Annotated in this window: 24 protein-coding genes; 12 read left to right on the forward strand and 12 right to left on the reverse strand. The window is 72.1% G+C overall.

All coding sequences use genetic code 11. The features are described 5' to 3' along the window. The first annotated feature begins 10 nt into the window (after positions 1-10). Positions 11-622 carry an NADPH-dependent FMN reductase gene (locus L332_RS18425; protein WP_021009728.1) on the forward strand — a complete coding sequence of 204 codons (612 nt, stop codon included), beginning with the start codon at positions 11-13 and terminating at the stop codon, positions 620-622. Between the two features lie 102 nt (positions 623-724). Here L332_RS18425 and L332_RS18430 read toward each other — a convergent pair whose 3' ends face one another. Then, positions 725-937, reverse strand: coding sequence for a hypothetical protein (locus tag L332_RS18430; protein ID WP_021009729.1), 213 nt, complete (start codon positions 935-937; stop codon positions 725-727). 135 nt (positions 938-1,072) lie between these two features. On the opposite strand from L332_RS18430, the gene L332_RS18435 reads away from it, so the two are divergent. From L332_RS18435 to L332_RS18450, 4 genes are all read left to right on the forward strand, one after another. Next, positions 1,073-2,512, forward strand: coding sequence for an MFS transporter (locus L332_RS18435; protein WP_021009730.1), 1,440 nt, complete (start codon positions 1,073-1,075; stop codon positions 2,510-2,512). A 290-nt stretch (positions 2,513-2,802) separates the two neighbouring features. After that, complete coding sequence (locus L332_RS18440; protein WP_021009732.1) at positions 2,803-3,090, forward strand: type II toxin-antitoxin system Phd/YefM family antitoxin; 288 nt, start codon at positions 2,803-2,805, stop codon at positions 3,088-3,090. Then, a complete protein-coding gene (locus L332_RS18445; RefSeq protein WP_021009733.1) occupies positions 3,090-3,434 on the forward strand; it encodes a hypothetical protein in 345 nt (114 codons plus the stop codon). The genes L332_RS18440 and L332_RS18445 overlap by 1 nt, the downstream gene beginning before the upstream one ends. A gap of 22 nt (positions 3,435-3,456) precedes the next feature. Then, positions 3,457-7,008, forward strand: a complete 3,552-nt coding sequence (locus L332_RS18450) for an ATP-binding cassette domain-containing protein (RefSeq protein ID WP_144061004.1) — start codon at positions 3,457-3,459, stop codon at positions 7,006-7,008. Between the two features lie 198 nt (positions 7,009-7,206). Here the strand turns inward: L332_RS18450 and L332_RS18455 are convergent, their stop codons facing one another. Then, positions 7,207-8,022, reverse strand: a complete 816-nt coding sequence (locus L332_RS18455) for a M56 family metallopeptidase (RefSeq protein ID WP_021009734.1) — start codon at positions 8,020-8,022, stop codon at positions 7,207-7,209. 11 nt (positions 8,023-8,033) lie between these two features. Beyond that, the gene (locus tag L332_RS18460) at positions 8,034-8,390 is read right to left on the reverse strand and encodes a BlaI/MecI/CopY family transcriptional regulator (RefSeq protein WP_026373841.1); all 357 of its coding nucleotides are present in this window, start codon (positions 8,388-8,390) and stop codon (positions 8,034-8,036) included. A 138-nt stretch (positions 8,391-8,528) separates the two neighbouring features. Here L332_RS18460 and L332_RS18465 point away from each other — a divergent pair, with 138 nt between their 5' ends. The 4 genes from L332_RS18465 (at position 8,529) to L332_RS18480 (ending at position 12,213) form a co-directional block, all read left to right on the forward strand. Next, the gene (locus L332_RS18465) at positions 8,529-10,118 is read left to right on the forward strand and encodes a cytochrome ubiquinol oxidase subunit I (RefSeq protein WP_021009736.1); all 1,590 of its coding nucleotides are present in this window, start codon (positions 8,529-8,531) and stop codon (positions 10,116-10,118) included. Positions 10,119-10,163: 45 nt separating this feature from the next. After that, a complete protein-coding gene (cydB, locus tag L332_RS18470) occupies positions 10,164-11,231 on the forward strand; it encodes a cytochrome d ubiquinol oxidase subunit II (protein ID WP_021009737.1) in 1,068 nt (355 codons plus the stop codon). A gap of 257 nt (positions 11,232-11,488) precedes the next feature. Continuing rightward, positions 11,489-11,734, forward strand: coding sequence for a ribbon-helix-helix domain-containing protein (locus L332_RS18475; RefSeq protein WP_021009738.1), 246 nt, complete (start codon positions 11,489-11,491; stop codon positions 11,732-11,734). Next, positions 11,731-12,213: a PIN domain-containing protein gene (locus L332_RS18480; RefSeq protein ID WP_021009739.1), complete on the forward strand. Its 483-nt coding sequence runs from the start codon at positions 11,731-11,733 to the stop codon at positions 12,211-12,213. The genes L332_RS18475 and L332_RS18480 overlap by 4 nt, the downstream gene beginning before the upstream one ends. A 276-nt stretch (positions 12,214-12,489) precedes the next feature. Here L332_RS18480 and L332_RS18485 read toward each other — a convergent pair whose 3' ends face one another. The 7 genes from L332_RS18485 to L332_RS18515 are packed head-to-tail and all read right to left on the reverse strand — an operon-like array spanning position 12,490 to position 19,009. Then, positions 12,490-12,702 carry a hypervirulence associated TUDOR domain-containing protein gene (locus tag L332_RS18485; RefSeq protein ID WP_021009740.1) on the reverse strand — a complete coding sequence of 71 codons (213 nt, stop codon included), beginning with the start codon at positions 12,700-12,702 and terminating at the stop codon, positions 12,490-12,492. 36 nt (positions 12,703-12,738) lie between these two features. Continuing rightward, positions 12,739-13,830, reverse strand: coding sequence for an NADH:flavin oxidoreductase/NADH oxidase (locus tag L332_RS18490; protein ID WP_021009741.1), 1,092 nt, complete (start codon positions 13,828-13,830; stop codon positions 12,739-12,741). After that, entirely contained in the window at positions 13,827-14,984 is a 1,158-nt protein-coding gene (locus tag L332_RS30545) for a M20/M25/M40 family metallo-hydrolase (protein WP_021064887.1), read from the reverse strand. The genes L332_RS18490 and L332_RS30545 overlap by 4 nt, the downstream gene beginning before the upstream one ends. After that, complete coding sequence (locus L332_RS30550; RefSeq protein ID WP_021064888.1) at positions 14,981-15,988, reverse strand: ketopantoate reductase family protein; 1,008 nt, start codon at positions 15,986-15,988, stop codon at positions 14,981-14,983. The genes L332_RS30545 and L332_RS30550 overlap by 4 nt, the downstream gene beginning before the upstream one ends. Continuing rightward, positions 15,985-16,776, reverse strand: a complete 792-nt coding sequence (locus L332_RS18505; protein ID WP_021009742.1) for an SDR family NAD(P)-dependent oxidoreductase — start codon at positions 16,774-16,776, stop codon at positions 15,985-15,987. The genes L332_RS30550 and L332_RS18505 overlap by 4 nt, the downstream gene beginning before the upstream one ends. Next, positions 16,776-18,086 (reverse strand): MFS transporter, encoded by a 1,311-nt coding sequence (locus L332_RS18510; protein WP_021009743.1) that lies wholly within the window; start codon positions 18,084-18,086, stop codon positions 16,776-16,778. The genes L332_RS18505 and L332_RS18510 overlap by 1 nt, the downstream gene beginning before the upstream one ends. Next, positions 18,083-19,009 (reverse strand): polysaccharide deacetylase family protein, encoded by a 927-nt coding sequence (locus L332_RS18515; protein ID WP_021009744.1) that lies wholly within the window; start codon positions 19,007-19,009, stop codon positions 18,083-18,085. Before L332_RS18515 ends, L332_RS18510 begins: the two co-directional genes overlap by 4 nt. A 190-nt stretch (positions 19,010-19,199) precedes the next feature. Here L332_RS18515 and L332_RS18520 point away from each other — a divergent pair, with 190 nt between their 5' ends. Beyond that, the gene (locus L332_RS18520; protein ID WP_021064889.1) at positions 19,200-20,234 is read left to right on the forward strand and encodes an Lrp/AsnC family transcriptional regulator; all 1,035 of its coding nucleotides are present in this window, start codon (positions 19,200-19,202) and stop codon (positions 20,232-20,234) included. Positions 20,235-20,246: 12 nt separating this feature from the next. On the opposite strand, the gene L332_RS18525 is transcribed toward L332_RS18520, so the two are convergent. Beyond that, positions 20,247-20,471: a KTSC domain-containing protein gene (locus L332_RS18525; RefSeq protein ID WP_021064890.1), complete on the reverse strand. Its 225-nt coding sequence runs from the start codon at positions 20,469-20,471 to the stop codon at positions 20,247-20,249. A gap of 209 nt (positions 20,472-20,680) precedes the next feature. On the opposite strand from L332_RS18525, the gene L332_RS18530 reads away from it, so the two are divergent. After that, on the forward strand, positions 20,681-21,028 hold the full coding sequence (locus L332_RS18530; protein WP_021064891.1) for a hypothetical protein: 348 nt from the start codon (positions 20,681-20,683) through the stop codon (positions 21,026-21,028). 2 nt (positions 21,029-21,030) lie between these two features. Here the strand turns inward: L332_RS18530 and L332_RS18535 are convergent, their stop codons facing one another. After that, positions 21,031-21,402, reverse strand: a complete 372-nt coding sequence (locus tag L332_RS18535; RefSeq protein ID WP_021009745.1) for a hypothetical protein — start codon at positions 21,400-21,402, stop codon at positions 21,031-21,033. A gap of 202 nt (positions 21,403-21,604) precedes the next feature. Between L332_RS18535 and L332_RS18540 the strand changes: the two genes are divergently transcribed. Beyond that, positions 21,605-22,009 carry a DNA processing protein DprA gene (locus L332_RS18540; RefSeq protein ID WP_021009746.1) on the forward strand — a complete coding sequence of 135 codons (405 nt, stop codon included), beginning with the start codon at positions 21,605-21,607 and terminating at the stop codon, positions 22,007-22,009. Positions 22,010-22,148 lie beyond the last annotated feature (139 nt).

Genomic DNA, 22,148 nt, shown 5'->3' on the forward strand with positions numbered 1-22,148 from the left:
TGCTGGCCACATGGCTGAGACGTACCACCACGAACCCCCGTACACGATCGGCGTCATCTGCGGCAGCATCTCCGCCTCGTCGATCAACCGCCGGCTCGCTCGGGCGCTCATCAAGCTCGCGCCCGACGACCTGCAGTGCTCGTTCATCGAGATCGACCAGCTCGACCTCTACGACCACGACCGCGACGGCGACTACCCGCCCGAGGCGCTCGAGCTCAAGCGCCAGATCCGCGAGGCCGACGGCATCCTCATCGTCACGCCCGAGTACAACCGCTCGGTGCCCGGCGCGCTGAAGAACGCGATCGACTGGGCATCCCGCCCCTACGGCGAGAATGCCCTGTCGCGGAAGCCCGTCGGCATCATCGGCACCTCCCCCGGCGCGATCGGCACCGCCGTCGGGCAGCAGCACTTGAAGACGATCATGTCGTTCTGCAACGCGCCGCTCATGAACGAGATCGAGGCGTACGTGCAGTACCAGGAGGGGCTCGTCGACGACGACGACAACATCACGGTCGAGTCGACGAAGGAGTTCCTCGCGACGTACATGCGTGCGCTCGACGACTTCGTGCGGCGGGTGCTGACGGTGGTGCCGAAGCCGGACGGGTCGACCGCGGCGGGCTGAACCGCCGCCTCCCGGGGTGGACGCGCCCGAGGTGCGGAGCGCATCCGTCGGCGCCGAGGCGTCGAGGGAGCATCCCTCGAACCACTTCGCGGCCGTCGCAGATCAGCGGCCGTGGCGCGTGTGGCGCTGCGCCGCGAGGTCGTCGAGCGCACGGCGCAGGCTGCGCGACTGCGCGGGCGTGAGGGTGTCAGGATCGAGCTCGTCGACGAACGGGGTCGCCTCACCGCTCGGCGAGGGCGCGGCCTCGCGGTCGCGCGCGCGGGCCGAGTGCGGCTCTGCGGGGACGGCGGGCCGGCGCCGGGCGGCGAACGACATGCTCCGGACCTTAAGACGGATCCGAGCCGCGGAACCGGGTCGGCACGCACTCTTCGGCAACTCTTGAGGATTCGTCGCTCAGATGGGCGCGCGGGCCTCGGCGCGCAGACAGCCTTCATCGCGGAGGATGCTCCCATGCGCGACGTGCCCGAACCGACCGCCGCCTCGCAGGAGAGCACGCACGCCCAGCCGAAGCGCCGCTGGCTCGCTCTCACCGTGCTGCTGCTGCCGACCGCGCTCACGCTCATGAGCGTCACGAGCATCAACGTGGCGCTGCCGTCGATCCGCGAGAGCCTCGGCGCCGGGCCGGTCGAGCAGACGCTCATCCTCACGTCGTACACGATCGCCTTCGCGGTCGTGCTGCTGCCGGCCGGGCGGCTCGGCGATCGCTACGGCCACAAGCGCGTCTTCATCGTCGGGGTGGCGGTCTTCACCGTCGCGAGCGCGTGGTGCGCGCTCGCGCCCGACCCGACGCAGCTCATCCTCGGCCGCGTGCTCTCGGGCATCGCTGGCGGGCTCGTGCTCACGCCGCTCAACGCGCTCATCCAGTTGCTCTACTCGGGGCGCGAGCGCGCGCGGCCCTTCGCGATCATGGGCGCCGTCTTCGGCGCCGCGAGCGCCGTCGGGCCGATGCTCGGCGGGCTGCTGCTCGAGGTCGGCGGCGAGTCGGGCTGGCACCTCGTCTTCTGGGTCAACGTGCCCTTCGGGGTCGTCGCGGCGGTCGCGGCGGCGCTCGTCATCCCGCGCGGCACCCCGCTCGGCGTGCGCGGCCGCGACCCGCTCGGGCTGCTGCTGTTCAGCGTCGGCATCACCGCGCTCGTGCTGCCCTTCGCGCTCGGCAGCGGCGTGAGCGCCGCCAACCTCGGCGTGCTCGCCGCCGGGGTCGGACTGCTCACGGCCTTCGCGCTGTGGGAGCGCGCACGGGAGCGCCGGGAGCGCTTCGCGATCGTGCCGCTGCGGCTCTTCCGGCAGCGGGCGCTGCCGATCGGCATCGTCACGACCTTCCTCGGCTTCGCGAGCTTCACCGCCTCGCTCCTCATGCTCGCGCTGCTGTGGATCGACGCGCTCGGCAACGCGCCGCTCGAGGCGGGCGTCGTCGTCACGCCCTTCGCGCTCGGCTCGGTGGCCGGCGCACTCGCCTCGCAGCAGGTAAGCCGCCGCTTCGGCGTGCGCACCGTCACCTTCGGCCTCTCGCTCATCGCGGTGAGCCTCGCCGTGGTCGGCGCGCTGCTCGCCGCGCTGCCGCCCACGGCGGTCACGCTGCCGGTCATGGCCGCGCCGCTGCTCGCGATCGGCGTCGGCGTCGGCCTCTTCGTCGGCCCCAACACCAACGCGGCGTTCGTGCAGACCGAGCCGCGCGACGCCGGCATCGCCTCGGCGCTCATCACCGCCGCGCAGCGCACCGGCACCGCCGTCGGCATCGGCGTCGTCTCGGCGCTCTACGCGCTCGCGCCCGGCGGCTCGGCCGAGGTCGCGAACCACGCCGCCGCGACGTTCACGACCGCCGCGATCGCGACCGCGGCCGTCGCGGTGATGCTCGTGACCCGGCGTAGCCGGCTGGAACCGCAGACCTGACTCCGACTGGGGTCAGTCGGCGGTCGGATCGAGCGTCTTCGTCTTCAGGGGTGGAGCGTGCGCGAGGTGCAGCAGGTCGATGTCGGGCAGCGAGTCACCGGCGCGAATCGCCGAGCAGTTCGTCCACCGCCCCCCTGTCGTACAGATCGACGCCATCGCGGAGCGCTCCGCGGTACGCGAAGTCGGGCAGCCGGCAGCGTTGGTCCGCGCCGCCTCCGAACGCAGGGACGTGGCCCTACTTGGCGGAGAAATGTGTACACATTCGCGCACGCATTCGGTATGCTTGCGGCATGTCGACGTACGAACCGCAGACGGTCAGGACGAGCCGCGAAGCCCGCGAAGAGCTCGGCGACTTGGTGCGGCAGTTCCGCGAGCGGGGGGCGGGCGCTGCACCGCTCATCTTCGGAGCACACCGTCGGCCGGAGGCCGCCATCATTCCATTCGATCTCTACAGGGAGATCGTGCCCCTCCTCGAGGATCTCGAGATCGCACGGATCGCTCGAGCTCGTCTGAGGAGCGGTGAGACCGAGTCGCTCGATGATCTCGCCGCGGAGCTCGGCGTGGCACTTCCGCAGTAGTGGCGTTCAAGCTCGTCGCTGCTCCGGGTTTCCAGCAGGACGTCTACGATCTTCCGAGCCTCGCCCTGCGGAAGCGCGCGATGGAGCTCCTCGCGCTCGTGGCCGAAGGGGAGCTGCAGGGCCTGCCCCTCGATCGTCGCGCGACGACGGGTGACCTCGGCGACTGCCGCAAGCTGTACTTCGACGAGGACCCCCGGAACCCCAAGCCGAACTACCGGCTCGTCTACCGCTTGACACCCAACGAAGCGAACGCTGTCGCGGTGCAAGCCGTGGCCGTCGGCGAACGGTTCGAGCTCGACGCCTACCTGCGCGCCCAGCGCAACCTCAGGCGGGACGACGCATAGCCAGCGATGGAATCCTGGATCCGTGACTCCTGCGGAATCTGACATCGCCGCACCGACGAGAAGCCGCCTGCAGACGAGCCGCTCCGCGGCCCCTCGTGCCCCGGCCCCGAGCGTCGACCCGTGGGTCCTCGAGGCCGAGCGCACCGCATCCGCACCCCGCTTCCGCCCGCCCGCGCTCGGGCCGGTGCCGAAGGGGCCCGTCTACCTGCTCGGGCTCCTCGCGGCCCTGCGCGCCGCCGGCCTCGTGCTCGTCGCCGAGGCGATCGCGCGCGGCATCGGCGCGCTCGCGGCGGGCGACCTCGCCGCCGAGACGACGCGGCTCATCGTGATGCTCGGGCTCGCGGGCGCGCTGCTGCGCGCGGGCGCCGAGTGGGCGACGTCGGTCGTCGCGCGGCGCATCGCGACGTCGGTGAAGCAGCGCATCCGCGGGCGACTGTGGCGGCAGATCGCGGCGGGCGACGCCGCGGGCGGCGGCACCGCCGTGCTCGCCGCCGACGGCCTCGACGACCTCGACGACTACTACGTGCAGTCGCTGCCGGCGACGATCGCGGCGGCCGTCGTGCCGCTGCTCGTGGGCCTCCGCGTGCTCGGCGCCGATTGGCTGAGCGCGGCCATCATCGTCGTGACGATCCCGCTCATCCCGTTCTTCATGATCCTCATCGGCCGCCACACGCAGCAGCGCACCGACGAGGCGCTCACCGCGCTGACCCGGCTCGCCGACCACCTCGCCGAGCTCGCGCGCGGCCTCCCGGTGCTCGTCGGGCTCGGCCGCGTCGACGAGCAGGCGAAGGCGCTCGAGCAACTGCAGGGCCGCTACCGCGAGCGCACGCAGGAGACGCTCCGCTGGGCCTTCCTCTCGGCGCTCGCGCTCGAGCTCGTCGCGACCATCTCCGTCGCGATCGTCGCGGTCTTCCTCGGCCTGCGGCTGCTGAACGGCACGATGGAGCTCGAGCCCGCCCTCGTCGCGCTCATCCTCGCGCCCGAGGCGTACGCGGCGCTGCGGCAGGTCGGCACCGCCTTCCACGCCTCGCAGGACGGCCTCTCGGCGCTCGACCGCTCGCAGGAGATCCTCGAGCGGCCTGCGCCCGCCGACGTGCGTGGCGGCTCCGGCTCCGGCCCGATTCGCCTCGAGGCGCTCTCGGTGCAGTACGCGGGCCGCGACGCCCCGACCTTCGCCGGCATCACCGCGGAGCTGACCGGCATCGTCTCGATCGCCGGACCCTCCGGCGCCGGCAAGTCGACCCTGCTCGGCGCGCTCGCGGGCGCGTTGCCCGCCGACGCCGTCGTCACCGGCAGCGTGCACGGCGTGGGGGCGGATGCAGTGGGCTGGGCCCCGCAAGCACCTCGCGTGTTCGCCGACTCACCCCGCGCCGAGCTCGCGCTCTACGGCGCCCATCCGCTCGCCGCGCTCGACGAGCTGGGGCTCGGTCACGTCGCCGACGCGGCCGTCGCGGAGCTCAGCCCCGGCGAGCAGCGGCGCCTCGCCGTGGCACGCGCGCTCGCACGCGCCGACGCCGGCGCGACTCTGCTCGTGCTCGACGAGCCGACCGCGCACCTCGACCGCGCCTCCGCCGAGCGGGTGCGCGCCGCGATCCTCCGCCGCGCCGACCGCGCCGTCGTCGTGCTCGCGAGCCACGAGCCCGAGACGACGGCCCTCGCGACGATGACCGTGCCGGTCGGCGCCCCTCCGCTGACCTCTGCACCGCTGGCTGAGGAGCGCGCGGCTCCCCTACCGCTGGCTGAGGAGCGCGCGGCTCCCCTACCGCTGGCTGAGGAGCGCGCGGCCGCAGGCCGCACGCGTCTCGAAGCTCCGGTCGCGGTAGCGGGCGGCTCGACGAGCGCAGGGAGCGGGCCGCGCCTCACCATCCGCTCCCTCATCCGCCCGCACGTCGCATCCTGGGCCGGCTCGATCGCGATGGCGGTCATCGCCGTCTCGATGGGCCTCGCCCTCACCGCCGTCTCGGGCTGGCTCATCGTGCGCGCGAGCATCGAGGAGCACATCATGATGCTGCTGCTCGCGATCGTGGGCGTGCGCGCGTTCGGCATCTTCCGCTCGGTCGGCCGCTACGCCGAGCGGCTGCTGACCCACGACGCCGCCTTCAAGGTCGTCGACCTGCTGCGCGTGCGGCTGTGGCGATCGATCGCGGCGCGCGGCGCCGGCTCACGGCGACTGCTCGAGGGCGGCGCGCCGCTCGACTACCTCGTGACGCTCGCCGACGAGCTGCGCGACCAGCTGCCGCGCGTGCTGCCGCCGATCGCGGTCGGCGTGCTCGTGATCGCCGGCACCGGCGTGACGACCGCCCTCGTCGCGCCGCAGCTGACGTGGATCGTCGTGCTGACGCTCGCGATCGCGACGATCGTCGCGTCGGCGCTCGCCATCTGGTCGGAGCGCGGCGCTGCCGCCGCGCGCGTCGGCGCCCGGTCGCGGATCGTGCGCGGCACCGCGGCGCTCGCCTCCGCCGCGCCAGACCTCCGCGGCAACGGCGTCGCGGGCGCGGCGCTCGCGCAGCTCGACGAGGCGAGCGCGCAGCTCTCGGCCGCCGAGCGTCGGGGCGCGTGGTCCGCCGGCCTCGGTTCGGCCGTCGTCACCGCCGCCCTGGCGGCGCTCGCGTGCTTCGTGCCCGTGCTGGCCCCGACGCTGACGGCCGCAGCCGCATCCGTCATCGCGCTCCTCACGCTCGCGCTGCTCGAGCCGCTCGGCGACCTCGTCGCGGCCGCGCACCGCGTGCCGGCGCTGCGCGCGGTGCTCGCGCGGCTCGCGCCCGTGCTGCGGCCCGCGCCGCAGCCGGCGTGGGGCGACGCCGAGCCGCCCTCGCCGGTCGCCGCCGTCTCGCTCGACGACGTCAGCGTGCGCTACCCCGGCATGCCGCAGCCGGCGGTCGCCGACGTGTCGGGCCGCGCGGAGCGGGGCCGCTGGCTCGTGCTCGACGGCCCCTCGGGCTCGGGCAAGTCGACGCTGCTCTCGGCGGTCATGGGCGCGCTGCCGGTGGAGTGCGGCGCCGTGCGCGCCGCTGCCGCCCCCGCCACCGTCTCCCCCACCGCAGAGATAGGGCGAGTCGCTGACATGGCGGACGCTTCGGAGCGACACGCCCTGCACCTGTCGGAGAGCGCGGCGGAAGGCGTGCCGCTCACCGAGCTCGACGAGCGCGCCTGGCGCTCGCGCGTCAGCTGGTGCCCTCAGGACGCCTACGTCTTCGACTCGACGCTGCGCGGCAACCTGCTGCTCGCGCGCACGCGCGACGATGCGCCCGACGACGCCGCGATGCGCGAGGCGCTCGAGCAGGCGGGGCTTGCCCGGCTCGTCGACTCGCTCGGCGAGGGCCTCGACACGCGCGTCGGCGCGGGCGGCTCGGCACTCTCGGGCGGCGAGCGCCAGCGGCTCGCGGTCGCGCGGGCACTGCTCACCCGCGCCGACGTCATCCTGCTCGACGAGCCGACCGCGCACCTCGATGCCCCGACGGCCGCGGCGATGATGGACGACGTCCGCGAGGCGACGGCCGACCGCGTCGTCGTGCTCGTCTCGCACCGCCGCGACGACCGCCTCCCGGCCGACGCGGTGGTGCGCCTCCCCTGACTCGCACGACGCGACGATGTGCACGCTGCTGCGGTCCGCGGCGCGCCGAAGCCACAAGAGCGTGCACACCGATGACCGAGGTGCGTCTCCAGCCGCGGCAATGTGCACCGACTTGCGGTCTGCAGCGCGCCCAAGCCGCAAGAGCGTGCACACCCGCGCGCGCGAAGGCGCACCGACAGCCGGCGCCCGGCCTGCGCGCTACGTGACCAGCCGCTTGAAGCGGTCGCTCCCCCGCGACGACCCCGCCGCGTCGACCTCTGCCCCCGGCACACCGCTCGCGCCGACCTGCAGGATCGCCCGCGCGAGCACCTCGTCGCGCACCTCGCGGCGCGCGTGGTCGTCGGCGAGCATCTCGACGAGCGCGGCGACCTCGGCGTCGGCGAGCGCCGCGACCGGGAACCACGGCAGCGCCGAGCGCCAGGCGCGGAACGCGAGCAGCAGCAGGTCGTGCCGCTGCTCGACGTGCGCGCGCTCGTGCGCGATCACCGCGACGAGCTCATCGGCGTCGAGCCGGTCGAGCAGCCCCTGCGAGAGCACCGTCACCGAGCCGGCGCCGCGCGGCAGGCAGTAGGCGACGGGCACCGCGTCGTCGAGCACGCGCGTGCGCGCCCGCGTCGGGTGCGGCGACGAGAGCATGTCGAGCAGCTGCAGGTGCCGGCGGCGCTGCGCCGTGACCTGCACGATCGTCACCGCGAGGTGCGAGAGCAGGTAGATCGTGAAGACGGCCGCCGGGATCACGGCGAGCCACGGCCGGCCGGGCGCGATCGCGAAGCCCGTGAGCGCGAGCGCGCCGATCATCGACAGGCCTCCCGCGAGTCCTACCGCTTGCCACACGAGCAGCGCGATCACGGGCGCGCGCATCGGCCACGCCGCGCGCGAGAGCCACACCGGCACGGGCCACGCGAGCATGAGCGCCACGAGCCACAGCATCGCCGCGCCCCACACGATCGCGCCGTGCGGGATCACGAGGGCACCGCCCGGCACCGCGGCAGCGGCGATCGGCGGCACGGGCACGAGCGATCCGCTCAGCCGTCGCCGCGGAGGAGCTTGCGCAGCACGGCGGCGTCCTCTTCCGAGACCGAGCCGACGAAGCGCTCGAGCACGGCCATCCGGTCGCGCGACTCGCCCAGCACCTCGTGCATGAGCTCGGCGACGTGGTCGGCGCGTGAGGCGACCGGCGAGTAGCGGTAGGGCCGCACCGTGCGGTCGGAGGCGACGAAGCCCTTCTTCTCGAGCCGCGAGAGCACCGTCAGCAGCGTCGTCGCCGCGAGCGGGCGGCCGGCGGCCTCGAGCTGCTGCTGGACGTCGTACGCCGAGAGGGCCTCCGGCGAGTCCCAGACGGCGTCCATCACGACGCGCTCGAGCTCGCCGAGCGCGGGCATGTTCTTGCGCATCGTGCCTCCCGGGCCAGTGTGACGCATCCGTCGTGAATCCGATTCTACAACGAGTCGAACTTCTTCTATGCTGTGTAGAAGTGGTTCTACGCGGCGTAGAACTCAGCGCAGCGAAGGAGGGTCGGCGTGGAAGCGCTCGACATCGCCCGGTGGCAGTTCGGCATCACGACCGTCTACCACTTCATGCTCGTGCCGCTCACGCTCGGGCTCGGCATGGCCATCGCCGTCATGCAGTCGATCTGGGTGCGCACCGGCGACGAGAAGTTCCTCCGCATGGTGAAGTTCTGGGGGAAGCTCTACCTCATCAACTTCATCCTCGGCGTGGCCACCGGCCTCGTGCAGGAGTTCCAGTTCGGCATGGCGTGGAGCGAGTACTCGCGCTTCGTCGGCGACGTCTTCGGCGCCCCGCTCGCGCTCGAGGGGCTGCTCGCGTTCTTCGCCGAGTCGACGTTCCTCGGCATCTGGATCTTCGGCTGGGGGCGCCTGCGCAAGGGCCTGCACCTCGCGGCGCTGTGGTGCGCGGTGATCGGCTCGTGGCTCTCGGCCTACTTCATCATCGTCGCGAACTCGTGGATGCAGCACCCCGTCGGCGTGGAGATGACCGCCGAGGGCCGCCCGGTCATGACCGACATCTGGGCGGTGCTGACGAACAACACGGCGATCGCCGCCTTCACCCACACGATCTTCGGCGCGCTCATCGTCGCCGGCATGTTCCTCATCGGCATCTCCTGGTACCACCTCTGGCGGCGGCGCCACGACGGGATCGATACGACGGATGCGTCGGGTCGCGTCATCGTCGGCGAGGTGGCCTCGGTGCCGGGTCGCGACCGCACCGACCACGGGGTGTGGCTCTGGTCGCTGCGCGCCGGCGCGGTCGTCGCGATCGTCGCCTTCGGCGGCACGGCGCTCACGGGCGACTGGCAGGGCAAGCTCATGTACGAGCAGCAGCCGATGAAGATGGCCTCGGCCGAGGCCGCGTGCCACACCGGCTCGTCGTTCTCGGTGCTCTCGATCGGCGACCCCGGCACGACGGATTGCCGCGACGTCGTCACGCTCATCGAGATCCCCGGCGTGCTCGGCTTCCTCGGCACCGGCGAGTGGGGCGCCGACATGCCCGGCATCACCGACCTCGAGCCGCAGTACGTGAACCAGTACGGCGAGACGATCCCCGACGACGAGCTCTACGGCTCGTTCGCCGGCACCGAGGTGAACTACGTGCCGCCGATGTGGGTCACCTACTGGGGCTTCCGGCTCATGATCGGGCTCGGCGGCATCACGGCCTTCGGCGCGCTCGTCGCGCTGTGGCTCACGCGCCGCGGCACCGTGCCGTCGTCGCCGTGGATCATGCGGCTCGCGATCCTCGGGATCCTCGCGCCGTTCGCCGGCAACATCGCCGGCTGGATCTTCACCGAGATCGGCCGCCAGCCGTTCGTCGTCGCGCCGAACCCCGACCCCTCGGGCATCGACGGGGTGTTCATGTTCACTGCCGCGGCCGTCTCGCCCGGCGTCACGATCGGCGAGCTGCTCTTCTCCGTCATCACGCTCACCGCCGTCTACGCGGTGCTCATGGTGGTCGAGATCTTCCTGCTCGTGAAGTACGTGCGCGGCGGGGTCGCGAGCGCCATGCCCGAGCTCGCGCCGCGGCACGACCGCGGCGACGACCCGGGCGACCGACCTGACGGCGAGCGGGACGACGTGCTCGCCTTCGCCTACTGACCGCATCCGCAACTGATCCGCCCGACCGCACTGGAGGCATCCGCCATGGAACCGCTCGCCATCACCTGGTTCGTGCTCATCGCCGTGCTCTGGATCGGCTACCTGCTGCTCGAGGGCTTCGACCTCGGCGTCGGCATGCGCATGCTGTTCGCCTCGCGCGACGAGCGCGAGCGCCGCGTCATGCTCAACACCATCGGACCCGTGTGGGACGGCAACGAGGTGTGGCTCATCACCGCCGGCGCCGGCACGTTCGCCGCCTTCCCGGAGTGGTACGCATCCCTCTTCTCGACGCTCTACGTGCCGCTCACGCTCGCGCTCGTCGGGCTCATCCTGCGCGCCGTGTCGATCGAGTGGCGCGGCAAGGTGCACACGCAGCGGTGGCGCTCGGCGTGGACGGCCGGCATCGGCATCGGCTCGCTCATCGCCGCGTTCTGCGTCGGCGCGATGCTCGCGCTCACGACGCTCGGGCTGCCGATCGACGGCAACGGCGACCGCGTCGGCGGCCCGTTCGTGTGGTTCGGCTGGCCGGCGATCGTCGGCGGTCTCGCGGTCGTGGGCTTCTCGCTCGCGCACGGCTCGACGTTCCTGGCGCTCAAGGCGGATGGGTCGGTGCGGTCGCGCGCGGCGGTGTTCGCCGAGCGGTGGTCACCCGCGTGCCTCGTGCCCGCGGCGATCTGGGCCGTCTGGGTGCAGCTCGAGCACGGCGGCAACCCGCTCTCGTGGGCGCTCGTACTGCTCGCGGTGGTCGGCGGCGCATGGGGCTGGGTGCAGGCGCGGGCGCGGCGCGAGGGACTCGCGTTCACGGGCTACGCGGCGTTCGGGCTCTTCGGGGTCGCGGCGATCTTCGCGGGCGTCTTCCCGAAGGTGCTGCCCTCGACGATCGACCCGGCGTTCGACCTCACGCTCATGAACGCGTCGAGCAGCCCCTACACGCTCGGCGTCATGACGGTCATCACCGCGGTGAGCCTGCCGATCATCCTCGGCTACCAGGCGTGGAGCTACTGGGTGTTCCGCAAGCGCGTGACCCCCGGCATGATCCCCGACGCGCACATCGTGCTGCCGGCGATCCTGCGCGATCGCGACGCGGCCCGCGGCGTCGCCCCGACCGCGTAGCCGCTCAGCCCGCGTCGCGCTCGGCACGGCGCGGCGCCCGCAGAGTGCCGGAACTCTGCTGTTCTGCGGGCCCGGAACAGCAGAGTGTCGGCACTCTGCGGTTCCGGGGCAGCAGAGTGTCGGCACTCTGCTGCTCTTGAGGTCGGCAGACCGCACAGTGACGGAACTCCATTGCGACCCGGCACCGCGTCCCTTGCCGCGCCCGCTCGCGCGGCGTATCCTGGATGTTGCTTAGGCGTAGGCAACGGGAGGTCGGCATGGGAGCGAAGACGGTAGGGATCGCGGTCTCCGACGATCTGCGCCCTGCGCTCGACGAGGTGGTGGAGCACTTCGGCAACGGCAATCGCAGCGAGTTCCTCCGGCTGGCGGTCCGTGAGTTCCAGGGCAGGCTTCGCCTCGAGCGCTTGCACGCGATCCGCGACCGGGCGAGAGAAGAGCGCGGCGGGCGCCGCTACTCGGCCGACGAGGTGCTCGACATGATCCGCGAGTCTGCAGCGACATGATCGACGAGGCGACCGCGGTCGTCTTCGACGTCAACGTCTACCTCGACTACATCCTCGGTGACGATGGCAGCTGGCCCCTGCTGCCCGACGTCCCGCCCACGACCGACAATGCATCCGCCGACGCGGTCGCACTGGCCTTCTCCGCGCGCTTCCGCCTGTACTGCTCGCCGCACATCCTGCGCAACGTCGCCCGCGTCATGCGCCTCACCGGCCACACCGAAGCGACGATCGAGGCCTTCTGCGCGGCGGTCGTCGAGATGTGCGAGTTCTCGGGCGGCGGGGTCATCGAGCCGACAACGCGCGACCACGGCGTGCGTGACTTCGAGGACAACGCGATCGTCTCGTTGGCTCGCGATCCGGCCGTCGATGCCTTGATCATCGTCACGAGCGACGCGGATCTCCTCGACCTCGGGCCGGCATGGCATGGCCGCTTGATCATGCGCCCGCGGGCCTTCGTGCGCAGGGTCGTGGCGCCGTAGCCGCGCGGGTCGGCTGCCCGGCGCGCTACCCGGATGCGCGGCGGATGGGTGACAATGAGCGCACCGGTCCCCAGCCGGAGTCACGTCTCGAGGAAGTCCACCGATGCACTCCCCGCGATCGTCGCGCTCGTCGTCGCTCCGCGGCTCTGACGGCCGGCCGCGCCCGCCCCAAGTCCGTCACGCGACACGGACCCGGTCTCGGCAGCCGGACCCGAGATCTCGGGTCCCGCTGCCGAGAAGGGGTCCGCTTCGCGTGATGCGGCAGGCGCGCCGCGGTCAGCTCTTCAGCTTGCGGAGCGCCGAGCCCTTGTGCGCCGCGAGGTGGTCGGTCTTGTCGCTCTTGACCTCGTACTGCGGCTCGTCGCTCGACGCGCGCCGCGTGCGCCCCATGAACTCGAAGTCGCTCTTGTGCACCTTCGTGATCGTGCCGCGCACGCGGCCCGCCTCGGAGTTCCAGCTGACGTGGTCGCCGACCTCGAAGTCGCTCATGCCGCCATGGTGCTCCGCGCGGCTGGGAGCGCCCCGTCAGTAGGCGCGGGCGTACTGCGGCGGGTGCCAGTCGACGTCGGCGCCGAGCTCGCGCGCCCACCGGATCGGCAGGAACGGGTCGCGGAGGGCCGCACGGCCCACGCGCACGGCGTCCACCCCGGCCCGCACCACCGCATCCGCCTGTTCGGCCGTCTCGATGAGGCCGACGGCCGAGACCGGCACGCCCTCCTCGCCGATCCGCTCGGCGAGGTGCACCTGGTAGCCGGGGCCCACGGGGATGTCGGCGAGCACCGCGCCGCCGGACGAGGCGTCGACGAGGTCGGCACCCGCCTCGCACGCCCACGCGGCGACCGTCGCCGACTGCTCGGCGTCGAGGCCGCCCTCGGTCCAGTCGGTCGCCGACATGCGCAGGATGATCGGCAGCTCGGGCAGCTCGGCGCGGATCGCCGCGACCACCTCGAGCAGCAGCCGAGCGCGGCCGGCGAGGTCGCCGCCATAGGCGTCGGTGCGCCGATTCGTGAGCGGCGAGAGGAACTGGTGCAGCAGGTAGCCGTGCGCCGCGTGCACCTCGACGAGGTCGAAGCCCGCGTCGACCGCGCGGTGCGCAGCGGCCACGAAGGCGGCGACGATCCCGTCGATCTCGTCGACGGTCAGCGCGCGCGGCGCGGCGAGCCCGAGGATCGCCTCGTCGGAGGCCGACACCGTCTGCCAGCCGCCCGCCTCGATCGGCACCGAGCCGCGCGCGTCGCCGTCGCGGCCGAAGCCCGCGTACGTGCTCGCCTTCGCGCCCGCGTGGTTCAGCTGCACGCCGATCGCGGCGCCCTGCCCGTGCGCGAAGTCGACGATCGGCCGCCACGCCTCGACCTGCGCGTCGTTCCAGAGCCCGGTGTCCTGCCGGGTGATGCGCCCCTCGGGCGCGATCGCCGTCGCCTCGACGACCAGCAGGCCCGTTCCGCCGGCCGCGAGCGCGCCGTAGTGCACGCGATGCCAGTCGGTCGGCACGCCGTCGTACGCCATCACGGAGTACTGGCACATCGGGGCGATCCAGATGCGGTTGCGGATGCGCAGGCCGCGGACGTCGATCGCATCCGTGACGCTCGTGGTGCTGATCGTCGCCTCGGCCGTCATCGCGCTCCCCCGCTCGCGAGCTTGCCGAGGAGCAGCGCCGCGATGCCGGCGCGCTCGAGCATCCCGGCGATGCTGATCCACTCGTGCCGCGCGTGCGCGCCGTCGCCGACGGCGCCGAGCCCGTCGAGCACCGGCAGGCCGAGCGCGGCGGCGAAGTTGCCGTCGCTCGCGCCGCCCACCGACGTCTCGCGGATGCTCGTGCCGAGCTCGGCCGCGGCCTCCTCGGCGAGCGCGAAGAGCCGCGCGGTGCCCTCGGAGCGCTGCATGACCGGCCGGTTCCAGCCGCCGCCGACCTCGAGCTCGGCGAGCTCATGCCGGGGCGAGAGCGCCTGCAGCACGCCGTCGATGCGAGCGCGCTCCTCCTGGTCGGCGACGCGCACGTCGACCATGGCGGTCGCGAGCCCCGCGGTGACGTTCGAGCGCGAGCCGCCGCGCAGCGTGCCGACGTTGACGCTCGTGCCGGCGGCGAGGTCGGCGGCGCCGTGCAGCTGCACGACGACGCGGGCGATCTCGTCGATGGCGCTCACGCCGCGCTCGGGGTCGAGGCCCGCGTGGCCCTCGATGCCGCGCGTCGTCACCTGGAAGATGCCGACGCCCTTGCGCGCGGTCTTGAGCGCGCCCTCGGCGCTCGCCTCGAAGACGAGCACGGCGTCGCAGTCGGCGACCTCGGCCTCGATCACGGGGCGGGAGGCGGGCGAGCCGGTCTCCTCGTCGCCGTTCAGCACGAGCCGGATGGCCGGCAGCGGCAGCCCGGCCTCGCGGGCTGCGCGGATCGCCCACACGACCTGCACGAGCCCGGCCTTCATGTCGAACGCACCGGGCCCGGTGAGCCGGTCGCCGTCGATGCGCACGGGCCAGCCCTCGAGCGTGCCGAGCGGCCACACGGTGTCGTAGTGGCACAGCACCGCGACGCGGCCCTCGCCACCGCCGGACGCCGCGTAGTCGAGCACCGCGACGTCGCCGTGCTCGCCGCCGTCGACGCGCCGCTCCTCGGCGGGCTCGCCGATGCGCTCGCCGAGCCAGCCGCGCACCCAGGCGAGGCCGGCGTCGAGCGCGGCGAGGTCGTCGGAGGGCGTCTCCTGCTCGATGTAGGCGGTGAGGTCCGCGACCATCTGGGCCCGCGCATCCGCCAGGTACTCGGCGACCGCGCTCACCGTGCCGCCAGCCGGTCGAGCTCGTCGAGGTGCGCCTCGGACATCTCGGTCTGCCCCGTCTCGAGCCGCACGATCGCGTCGACGAGCCACGCGGTGAGCGGCGCCTCGACGCCGAGCCGCGCGGCGTCGTCGAGCACGGGCGTGTACTGGGTCGGCACCTCGGTGCGGCGGCCGCGCACAGCGATGTCGCGCCAGATGCCCGAGCGCTTCTTCGTCTGCGTCGCGAGCCACGCGACGAGGCCGTCGGTCGCGGCGTCGGCTTCGGCGTCCGTGCCGAGGTACTGCTCGGGCACGAACGCGTCGAAGCTCTCGAGCGCGATGCCCTGCTTCGCGGCGACCGTCAGCACCTCGCGCACGAGCGCGTGCATGCCGACGCGGTGGCGGTCGATCAGGTCGCCCATGTCGTCGTCGGCGAGCGCCGTCGCGACGAGCATCGCGCCGAAGCCGAGCTTCGACCACAGGAAGCCCTCGACGTTGTCGCTCACGATCGGCTCGCCCCAGTGGCGGAGGTCCTCCGCGAGCGTGCGCACCCGATCGCTCACGCCGCCGGCGTACTCGCCGAGCGCGATCGCGCCGATGCCGCCGTCCTTGATGACGCCGGGCGCCATGACGTCGGCGAAGAGGTCGACGAAGGCGGCGACGGTGCGCTCGGTGCCGACGTGGCGCGCGATCGTCGCCTCGTTGAGCCCGTTCTGCATCGACGCGACCCAGCCGTCGGCGGCGAGCCGCGGCGCGATCCACGCGGCGACGTCGTCCGTCGCCTGCGCCTTGACCGCGAGCAGCACGGCGCCGAGCTCCTCGGGCGCCTCATCGGGCGTCGAGATCGGCAGCCGCGCCTCGAGCGCGCCGCTCGGCTGCTCGATGCGCAGGCCGTGCTCGCGCACCGCCGCGACGTGCGCCGGGTCGGCGTCGATGAGCTGCACGTCGGCGCCCGCGAGGTGCAGGTGCACTCCGAGGGTGCCGCCGATCGCGCCGGCACCGACGATCGTGTACTTCGAGGTCATGCGTCTGCGTCTCCTTCTCGGCCGAGGGCCGTCCAATGCTGCGGCAGGTGCCAGGCGCCGGTCGACGATCCCCCGTCGACGCGCAGCACCTCGCCCGTGATCCACTCCGCCTCGTCGCCCGCGATCCAGACGACCGCGCGCGCGATGTCGTCGGGGCGGCCGCGACGTCCGAGCGGGGTGTCGCCCACCGCATCCGCGTACTTGTCCGTCACCGGGTTGACGGCACTGTCGACCTCGACGAAGCCGGGCGCGACCGCGTTGACCCGGATGCCGTACCGGCCGAGCTCGAGGGCGGATGCGCGAGTGGCGGCCTCGAGGGCGGCCTTCGACGTCGAGTAGGGGGCGGCGCCCGGGCGAGCCCGCAGCGCCGCGCCCGACGAGATGCTCACGATGCTCGCGGGGCGGCCCGCCTCGATCGCGCGCTTCGCGAGCGCGACGGTGAGGAGGACCGGTGCGCGCGTGTTGACGTCGAGCACGAAGTCCCACGCGCGGGCGTCGAGCTCGAGGAACGGCGTCGCCGGGTAGACGCCCGCGCTCGAGACGAGCACGTCGATCGGCGCGACCGACCACGCCGCCTCGATGAGCTCGTCGTGGGCGGTCTCGCCCCGCAGGTCGATCGGCACGACCTCGACGCGCGGCGCACCCGCCTCGCGCGCCTCAGCCGCGACGGCCTCGAGCGGCTCGGCGTGCAGGTCGGCGAGCGTCAGGGCGTCGCCCCCGCGCGCGAACGCGAGGGCGACCTCCTTGCCGATGCCGCTGCCGGCGCCGGTGATGAGCGCGTGCCGCATCAGTCGAGCTTCTTGCCCTTGGTCTCGGGCATCGTCAGGTAGACGACGAGGCCGATCGCGGCGGCGACGGCGCAGTAGAGCCACACCCAGCCCCCGTAGCCGTTCGTGTTCATCCACGTCGTGATGTAGGGCGCGGTACCGCCGAAGACGGCGACCGCGAGGGCGTAGGGCAGGCCGATGCCGGTCGCGCGCACCTCCGGCGGGAACTGCTCGGCCATGATGACGGCGCAGTTGGCCGAGTAGCCGAGCAGCAGCACGATGCCGACGAGCTCGATCGCGAGCAGCATCCAGAAGTCGCCGTTCAGCAGCTGGAACGCGGGCCACGAGAAGATCAGGAAGCCGCCAGCGAACGCGGCCATCGTGGGCTTGCGGCCGATCTTGTCGGAGAGGATGCCGGCGAACGGCAGCAGCACGAGGAAGACGACCATCGAGATGAAGTTCGCGAGCAGCGCGAGGTTGAGCGGGATGCCCGTCGCGACCGACGCGTACGTCGGCATGTAGCTGACCCACATGTAGTAGAGCAGCGTGCCGGCGATCGTGATGCCGAAGACGCGCAGCACGGCCTTCGGGTGCTCGACGAACATGCGGAAGAGCGCGTTGCGCTTCTCGCCCGCCTCGGCGTTGCGCGTCTTGGCGAGCTCGAACGAGTCGGTGTCCTCGACGGCGCGGCGCAGCCACAGGCCGACGAAGCCGAGCGACGCGGCGATCACGAAGGCGAGGCGCCAGCCCCAGCTGTCGACGGCCTCCTCGGGCAGCGTCGAGGTGATGATCGTGCCGATGCCCGAGGCGATCAGCACGCCGGCGCCGACCGAGACCTGCTGCCACGAGCCCGCGAAGGCGCGGCGCTTCGGCGCGGCCGACTCGACGATGAACGCCGAGGACGAGCCGAACTCGCCGCCCGCGGCGAAGCCCTGCACCATGCGCGCCGCGACGAGGATGATCGGGGCGATGATGCCGACCTGGTCGAAGGTCGGCGAGAGGCCGATGAGCAGCGTCGCACCGGCCATCAGGCCGATGGTCAGCACGAGGCCCTTCTTGCGGCCGTGGCGGTCGGCGTAGGCGCCCATGACCGCAGCGCCGACGGGGCGCATGACGAAGCCGACCGCGAAGATCGCGAGGGTCGACAGGAGGGCCGCGGCGTCGTTGCCCGGCGGGAAGAAGTGGTGGGCGAAGATCGACGAGAACGTCGTGTAGATGGCCCAGTCGACCCATTCGACGGCGTTGCCGATGCTGCCGGCGATGAGGGCCTTCTTGCCCTTCTTGGTGAGCTTCGTGCCGTCGACGGCCGGGCTCGTTGCGGTGGTGGTCATGCGTGCTCTTCTCGGGAGATGTCCTGCAGGAGGGGGCTGACGTGCGTCGCGATGTCGGCGTGGGTGCCGATCCAGACGTCGTCGAAGGAGCGGATGTGCGCCAGGAGGTCGTCCAGGATCTTCAGCCGCGAGCGGTACCCGATGATGTGCGGGTGGAGGGTGAGCTGGAACAGGCCGCCCTCGGCGCGCGCGGCGTCGAACTCGTCGATCCAGATCTGGAGGAGCTGGCGGGGCGGCATGTGGGGGCGGAGGCCGCCGTAGCGGTCCATCATGAGGTAGGGCGCGTCGTCGCGCGTCCACTCGACGGGGATCTCGATCACGCCGGTGCGCTCGCCGTGCTCGACGAGCTCGTAGGGCTCGTTGTCGGCCATGAGCGAGGAGTCGTAGACGAAGCCGAGCTCACGGATGACGCTGAGCGTGCTGCCCGAGAAGTCCCACGAGGGCGTGCGGATGCCGGTGGGCCGGTAGCCGAGCTGCGACTCGAAGACGTCGAGGGCCCGCACGATGAGCTCGAGCTCGTCGTCGCGGCTCAGGAGCGTGTTGCGCTCGTGGATCCAGCCGTGGATGCCGACCTCGTGGCCCGCCGCGACGTAGCCGGGCGCCTCGTCGGGCCGCAGCAGCGCGCACACCGCGGGCATGTAGAAGGAGGAGGGTGCCTCGTGCTTGCGGAGGAGCTCGAGGATGCGCGGCACGCCGACGCGAGCGCCGTACTCGCCCTGCGCCATGCGGCCCGGCGACGTCTCGCCGTCGCGGAGCGCGGGCGTCTCGTGGTCGGAGTCGAAGGAGAGCGCGACGGCGACCTTCGCACCGCCCGGCCAGCGCTTCGAGGGATCCGGGTCGACGAGCGCGCGGCCGGCGCGCACGTGCTCGACGTGCGCTCGCCACTCGGCTTCGCTCCACTGCCACGGCTGCTTCGGCTCCATGCCGGCTCCCCTCCATCGCGGAACGACGACGCTATGTCATCGATGCGCATGATCTTAGGAAGAACCTAAGCGGTGCACAACCTCTATGGGCGTTTCCGTCATGTCACAGCCTTGTAACGGAATGATCGACCGCATCCCGGCGCATCCGCGAGGCGCGACCGGAGGTCACCGGACTGGCTAGTCTGGCCCGATGCAGCGCAGCAGCCCGCACCGCGGCCTCCTCGACGAGACCGACCTCGACATCGCGGCGGCGCTGCACATCGCGCCGCGCGTGCCGACGGCCGCGCTCGCCGAGCTGCTCGGCATCCCCACGAGCACCGCGAGCCGCCGCCTCGCACGGCTGCAGCAGGAGCGGCTGCTGCGCACCGTCGGTCGCTACGCGTGGCAGCTCATCACCTCGAGCAATCCCTTCGAGCTCTGGATCACCTCGGCGCCCGGGCAGTCGCGCGACGTGCTCGCGCAGCTGCTCACCATCCCCGACATCCAGTTCGCGATGCACGCGAGCGGCCCTGCCGACATCTACGCGCACCTGTACCCGCTCCGCGGCTCCGACTCCGAGCAGCTGCTCGCCGAGCGCATCCCCTCGATCCCGGGCGTGCGCGCCGTCGACAGCCGCATGATCCTCGAGCCCGCGAAGGTCGGGCAGTCGTGGCGCTTCCAGCGGTTGAGCCCCGAGCAGACCGCGGCGCTCGAGGAGCACGTCACCCCCGTGACCGAGGCGCCGCTGCAGGATCTCGAGCAGCTCTCGGAGCTCGAGCTGCTCGCGATGCGCGAGCTCGGCGCGAATGCGCGCGTCTCGGCCGCGGAGGTCGCGCGGAAGCTCGACACGTCGCCGTCGACGGCCGCTCGAGCGATCCGGATGCTGCTCCAGACCGGCGCGGTCTTCCCGCGCGTCGAGATCCAGCCGGAGCTGCTGGGCTTCCCGCTCAACGCCGTCGTGAGCATCGACGCGCGTCCGAGCGGGCTGCAGCAGGTGCTGGCGTCGCTCACCGATCACCCGAACGTGCGGCTGCTCAGCACCGTCACGGGCGACACCCCGATCAGCCTCTACGCCGTCTTCGCCGGGCCGGAGGACCTCGCGCGCTTCGTCCGCGAGGACCTCGGCGGGCGCGAGGAGGTGCGGGCCGCGTCGAGCGTCGTCGCGCTGCGCCTCAAGCGCCGCTACTGGATCGATCGCGAAGACCACTTGCTCGGGGCGCAGGTGCCCGACGTCGTGCGGCGCTAGTCCGCCTCTGCCTCAGCGCTGCTCGAACGGGTAGCCGGGCGCCTTCACGTGCTCGTTGAAGTAGCGGCCCACGCTCTCGCCGGCGTCAGCCGTCGCCATGAGGCCCGCGTAGACGCGCGCGGGCACGAGGAAGTAGCGGTAGACGTCGCCGTCCTCGAACTCGACCTCGAGCGTGCTCGAGCCCTTGTCGTAGCCGATCGAGCGCAGCACGCTGCTCGTCACCCGCGCTCGCTTCACGTCGCCATCCTCCCCCGCGCGGCGACATGCAGAAAGCCCCGCCGAAGCGGGGCTCTCCAGTCTGTGGACCTCCGTAGAGAGTTTGAGAACCCCTGCCCACACCTGAAAACTCTGTCTTTGCGCAGGTCACGGGGCTTCTACGACCACGACCAGCGTTCCTCCGAGCCTACCGTTTCCGACTCCAGGGGTCGGATGGTGCGATCACTTGGATGGCTCAAACCCTCCTTCGCCCGGAGCAGGTCGACGATTTGGTAGCGCAGTATCGCGAGGGCGCGACGCTCGTCGAGTTGGCATCCCGCTTCGGAGTGAACCGCCGCACGGTCGCCATGCACCTCACCCGTCGGGAGGTGACGATCCGCCGCGGGCGGTTCGATCCTGCCCGCATCCACGAAGCAGCCGACCTCTACCTCAGCGGGTTGACGCTGGTAGAGGTCGGCGTGAAGGTTGGGGTGGGGCCTCAGGCAGTCCGGCAAGCGCTCGCTTCGCACGGTGTCGTGATCCGGCCTGGCGGGCGCCGTGGTTCTAGCATCACAGCATCCGCTGCCGTGGGCGGTTGAGCCTAGGAACGAAGGACCGGCACACGAGTGTCTGCTTCGGCGACCGCTTCGCGGCGCTGGTGACGACGGTTCGCGGCCTCGCGCAGGCGCGCGCGGATGAGCAAGACGACGCTCACGGGTCCCATGATGATGAACTTCAGTGCGTTCCAGCAGGCCCACAGCACGATTAGGTGGAGCCAGCCGGGGCCGCCGTCGGCTGCCGCGCCAGAGCAGACGCTGGCGATCAGGATGTACGGAAGCGCGACCAGCATCGCGGGTATCCCCCACTTGAGTCCGCGACGGGTGCGGATGGCAGCGAGCAGCCGGTTGCTCGGCATGTAGCGGTGCAGATAGTCGCGAGTGTGAACGCTGAGCGTCCAGATAAGGCGGAACATGACGGCCTCTCGTCACACGTGTTACTCCGTCGAGGAGGCAGAACGTGTGTGAGTGCCCGAAGGCCGTCCCGGAGGACCCGCAATATGAGGAGAACCTGCCTCACCATCCACTGTACGCCGGGGTCGGCGTTCATGGAACCCTCGCCCTCGGGCTCCCCGCGTCGCCGCGCGCACCTCTCTATACGAGTGAGAGGACCCGACGATGACGACGACCCTGAGCCAGGTAGTCCAGGACGAGCGCACAGCACGGATGCTGCTGTCGATGATCGTCGAGCCAGACGACGCCGTGACAGGCCGTCTCCTGGGCGACCTGGGAGCGCTTGAGGTGCTCCGACTCGCCGAGCGTGATGACGCCGTGACAGGCCTCAGTGCTGTTGACGCTCAGGTGTGGCGCGCCCAGTTCGAGCGCTCAGACGCTCAGACACTTGAGCAGCGCATCGTCGACGCCGAGCGCGCCGGTATCGGCACGCTGATCCCCGGCGACAAGGAATGGCCCTCTGCGCTCGACGAGCTTGGCGACCGACGGCCATACGTCCTGTGGACTCGTGGCACGACATCTTTCCTCGCGCGACCGCTCAATGATCTCGACTGGCAACCTGCGCTGTAGCAACTTGACGCTATAGCTCCGGACTCGGTCAGATTCGAGGCTCTCGTTCCGGGGTATTTCAGGGCGACGGAGCTTCCCTCAGTGGTCCGTCTCCGGGGCCAGGCAAAGCTCCTGGAGGATGGGCCAGCGGCGTCATCGC

The organism is Agrococcus pavilionensis RW1 (assembly GCF_000400485.1).
Classification (GTDB): domain Bacteria; phylum Actinomycetota; class Actinomycetes; order Actinomycetales; family Microbacteriaceae; genus Agrococcus; species Agrococcus pavilionensis.

Coding starts and splice junctions, on each gene's coding strand:
- L332_RS18425 (WP_021009728.1), top strand. CDS start 11: ATGGCTGAGACGTACCACCACGAACCCCCGTACACGATCGGCGTCATC.
- L332_RS18430 (WP_021009729.1), bottom strand. CDS start 937: ATGTCGTTCGCCGCCCGGCGCCGGCCCGCCGTCCCCGCAGAGCCGCAC.
- L332_RS18435 (WP_021009730.1), top strand. CDS start 1,073: ATGCGCGACGTGCCCGAACCGACCGCCGCCTCGCAGGAGAGCACGCAC.
- L332_RS18440 (WP_021009732.1), top strand. CDS start 2,803: ATGTCGACGTACGAACCGCAGACGGTCAGGACGAGCCGCGAAGCCCGC.
- L332_RS18460 (WP_026373841.1), bottom strand. CDS start 8,390: ATGCCCGCGCTCGGCGAGCTCGAGCGCGTCGTGATGGACGCCGTCTGG.
- cydB (WP_021009737.1), top strand. CDS start 10,164: ATGGAACCGCTCGCCATCACCTGGTTCGTGCTCATCGCCGTGCTCTGG.
- L332_RS18475 (WP_021009738.1), top strand. CDS start 11,489: ATGGGAGCGAAGACGGTAGGGATCGCGGTCTCCGACGATCTGCGCCCT.
- L332_RS18480 (WP_021009739.1), top strand. CDS start 11,731: ATGATCGACGAGGCGACCGCGGTCGTCTTCGACGTCAACGTCTACCTC.
- L332_RS18485 (WP_021009740.1), bottom strand. CDS start 12,702: ATGAGCGACTTCGAGGTCGGCGACCACGTCAGCTGGAACTCCGAGGCG.
- L332_RS18490 (WP_021009741.1), bottom strand. CDS start 13,830: ATGACGGCCGAGGCGACGATCAGCACCACGAGCGTCACGGATGCGATC.
- L332_RS30550 (WP_021064888.1), bottom strand. CDS start 15,988: ATGACCTCGAAGTACACGATCGTCGGTGCCGGCGCGATCGGCGGCACC.
- L332_RS18505 (WP_021009742.1), bottom strand. CDS start 16,776: ATGCGGCACGCGCTCATCACCGGCGCCGGCAGCGGCATCGGCAAGGAG.
- L332_RS18510 (WP_021009743.1), bottom strand. CDS start 18,086: ATGACCACCACCGCAACGAGCCCGGCCGTCGACGGCACGAAGCTCACC.
- L332_RS18515 (WP_021009744.1), bottom strand. CDS start 19,009: ATGGAGCCGAAGCAGCCGTGGCAGTGGAGCGAAGCCGAGTGGCGAGCG.
- L332_RS18520 (WP_021064889.1), top strand. CDS start 19,200: ATGCAGCGCAGCAGCCCGCACCGCGGCCTCCTCGACGAGACCGACCTC.
- L332_RS18530 (WP_021064891.1), top strand. CDS start 20,681: ATGGCTCAAACCCTCCTTCGCCCGGAGCAGGTCGACGATTTGGTAGCG.
- L332_RS18535 (WP_021009745.1), bottom strand. CDS start 21,402: ATGTTCCGCCTTATCTGGACGCTCAGCGTTCACACTCGCGACTATCTG.
- L332_RS18540 (WP_021009746.1), top strand. CDS start 21,605: ATGACGACGACCCTGAGCCAGGTAGTCCAGGACGAGCGCACAGCACGG.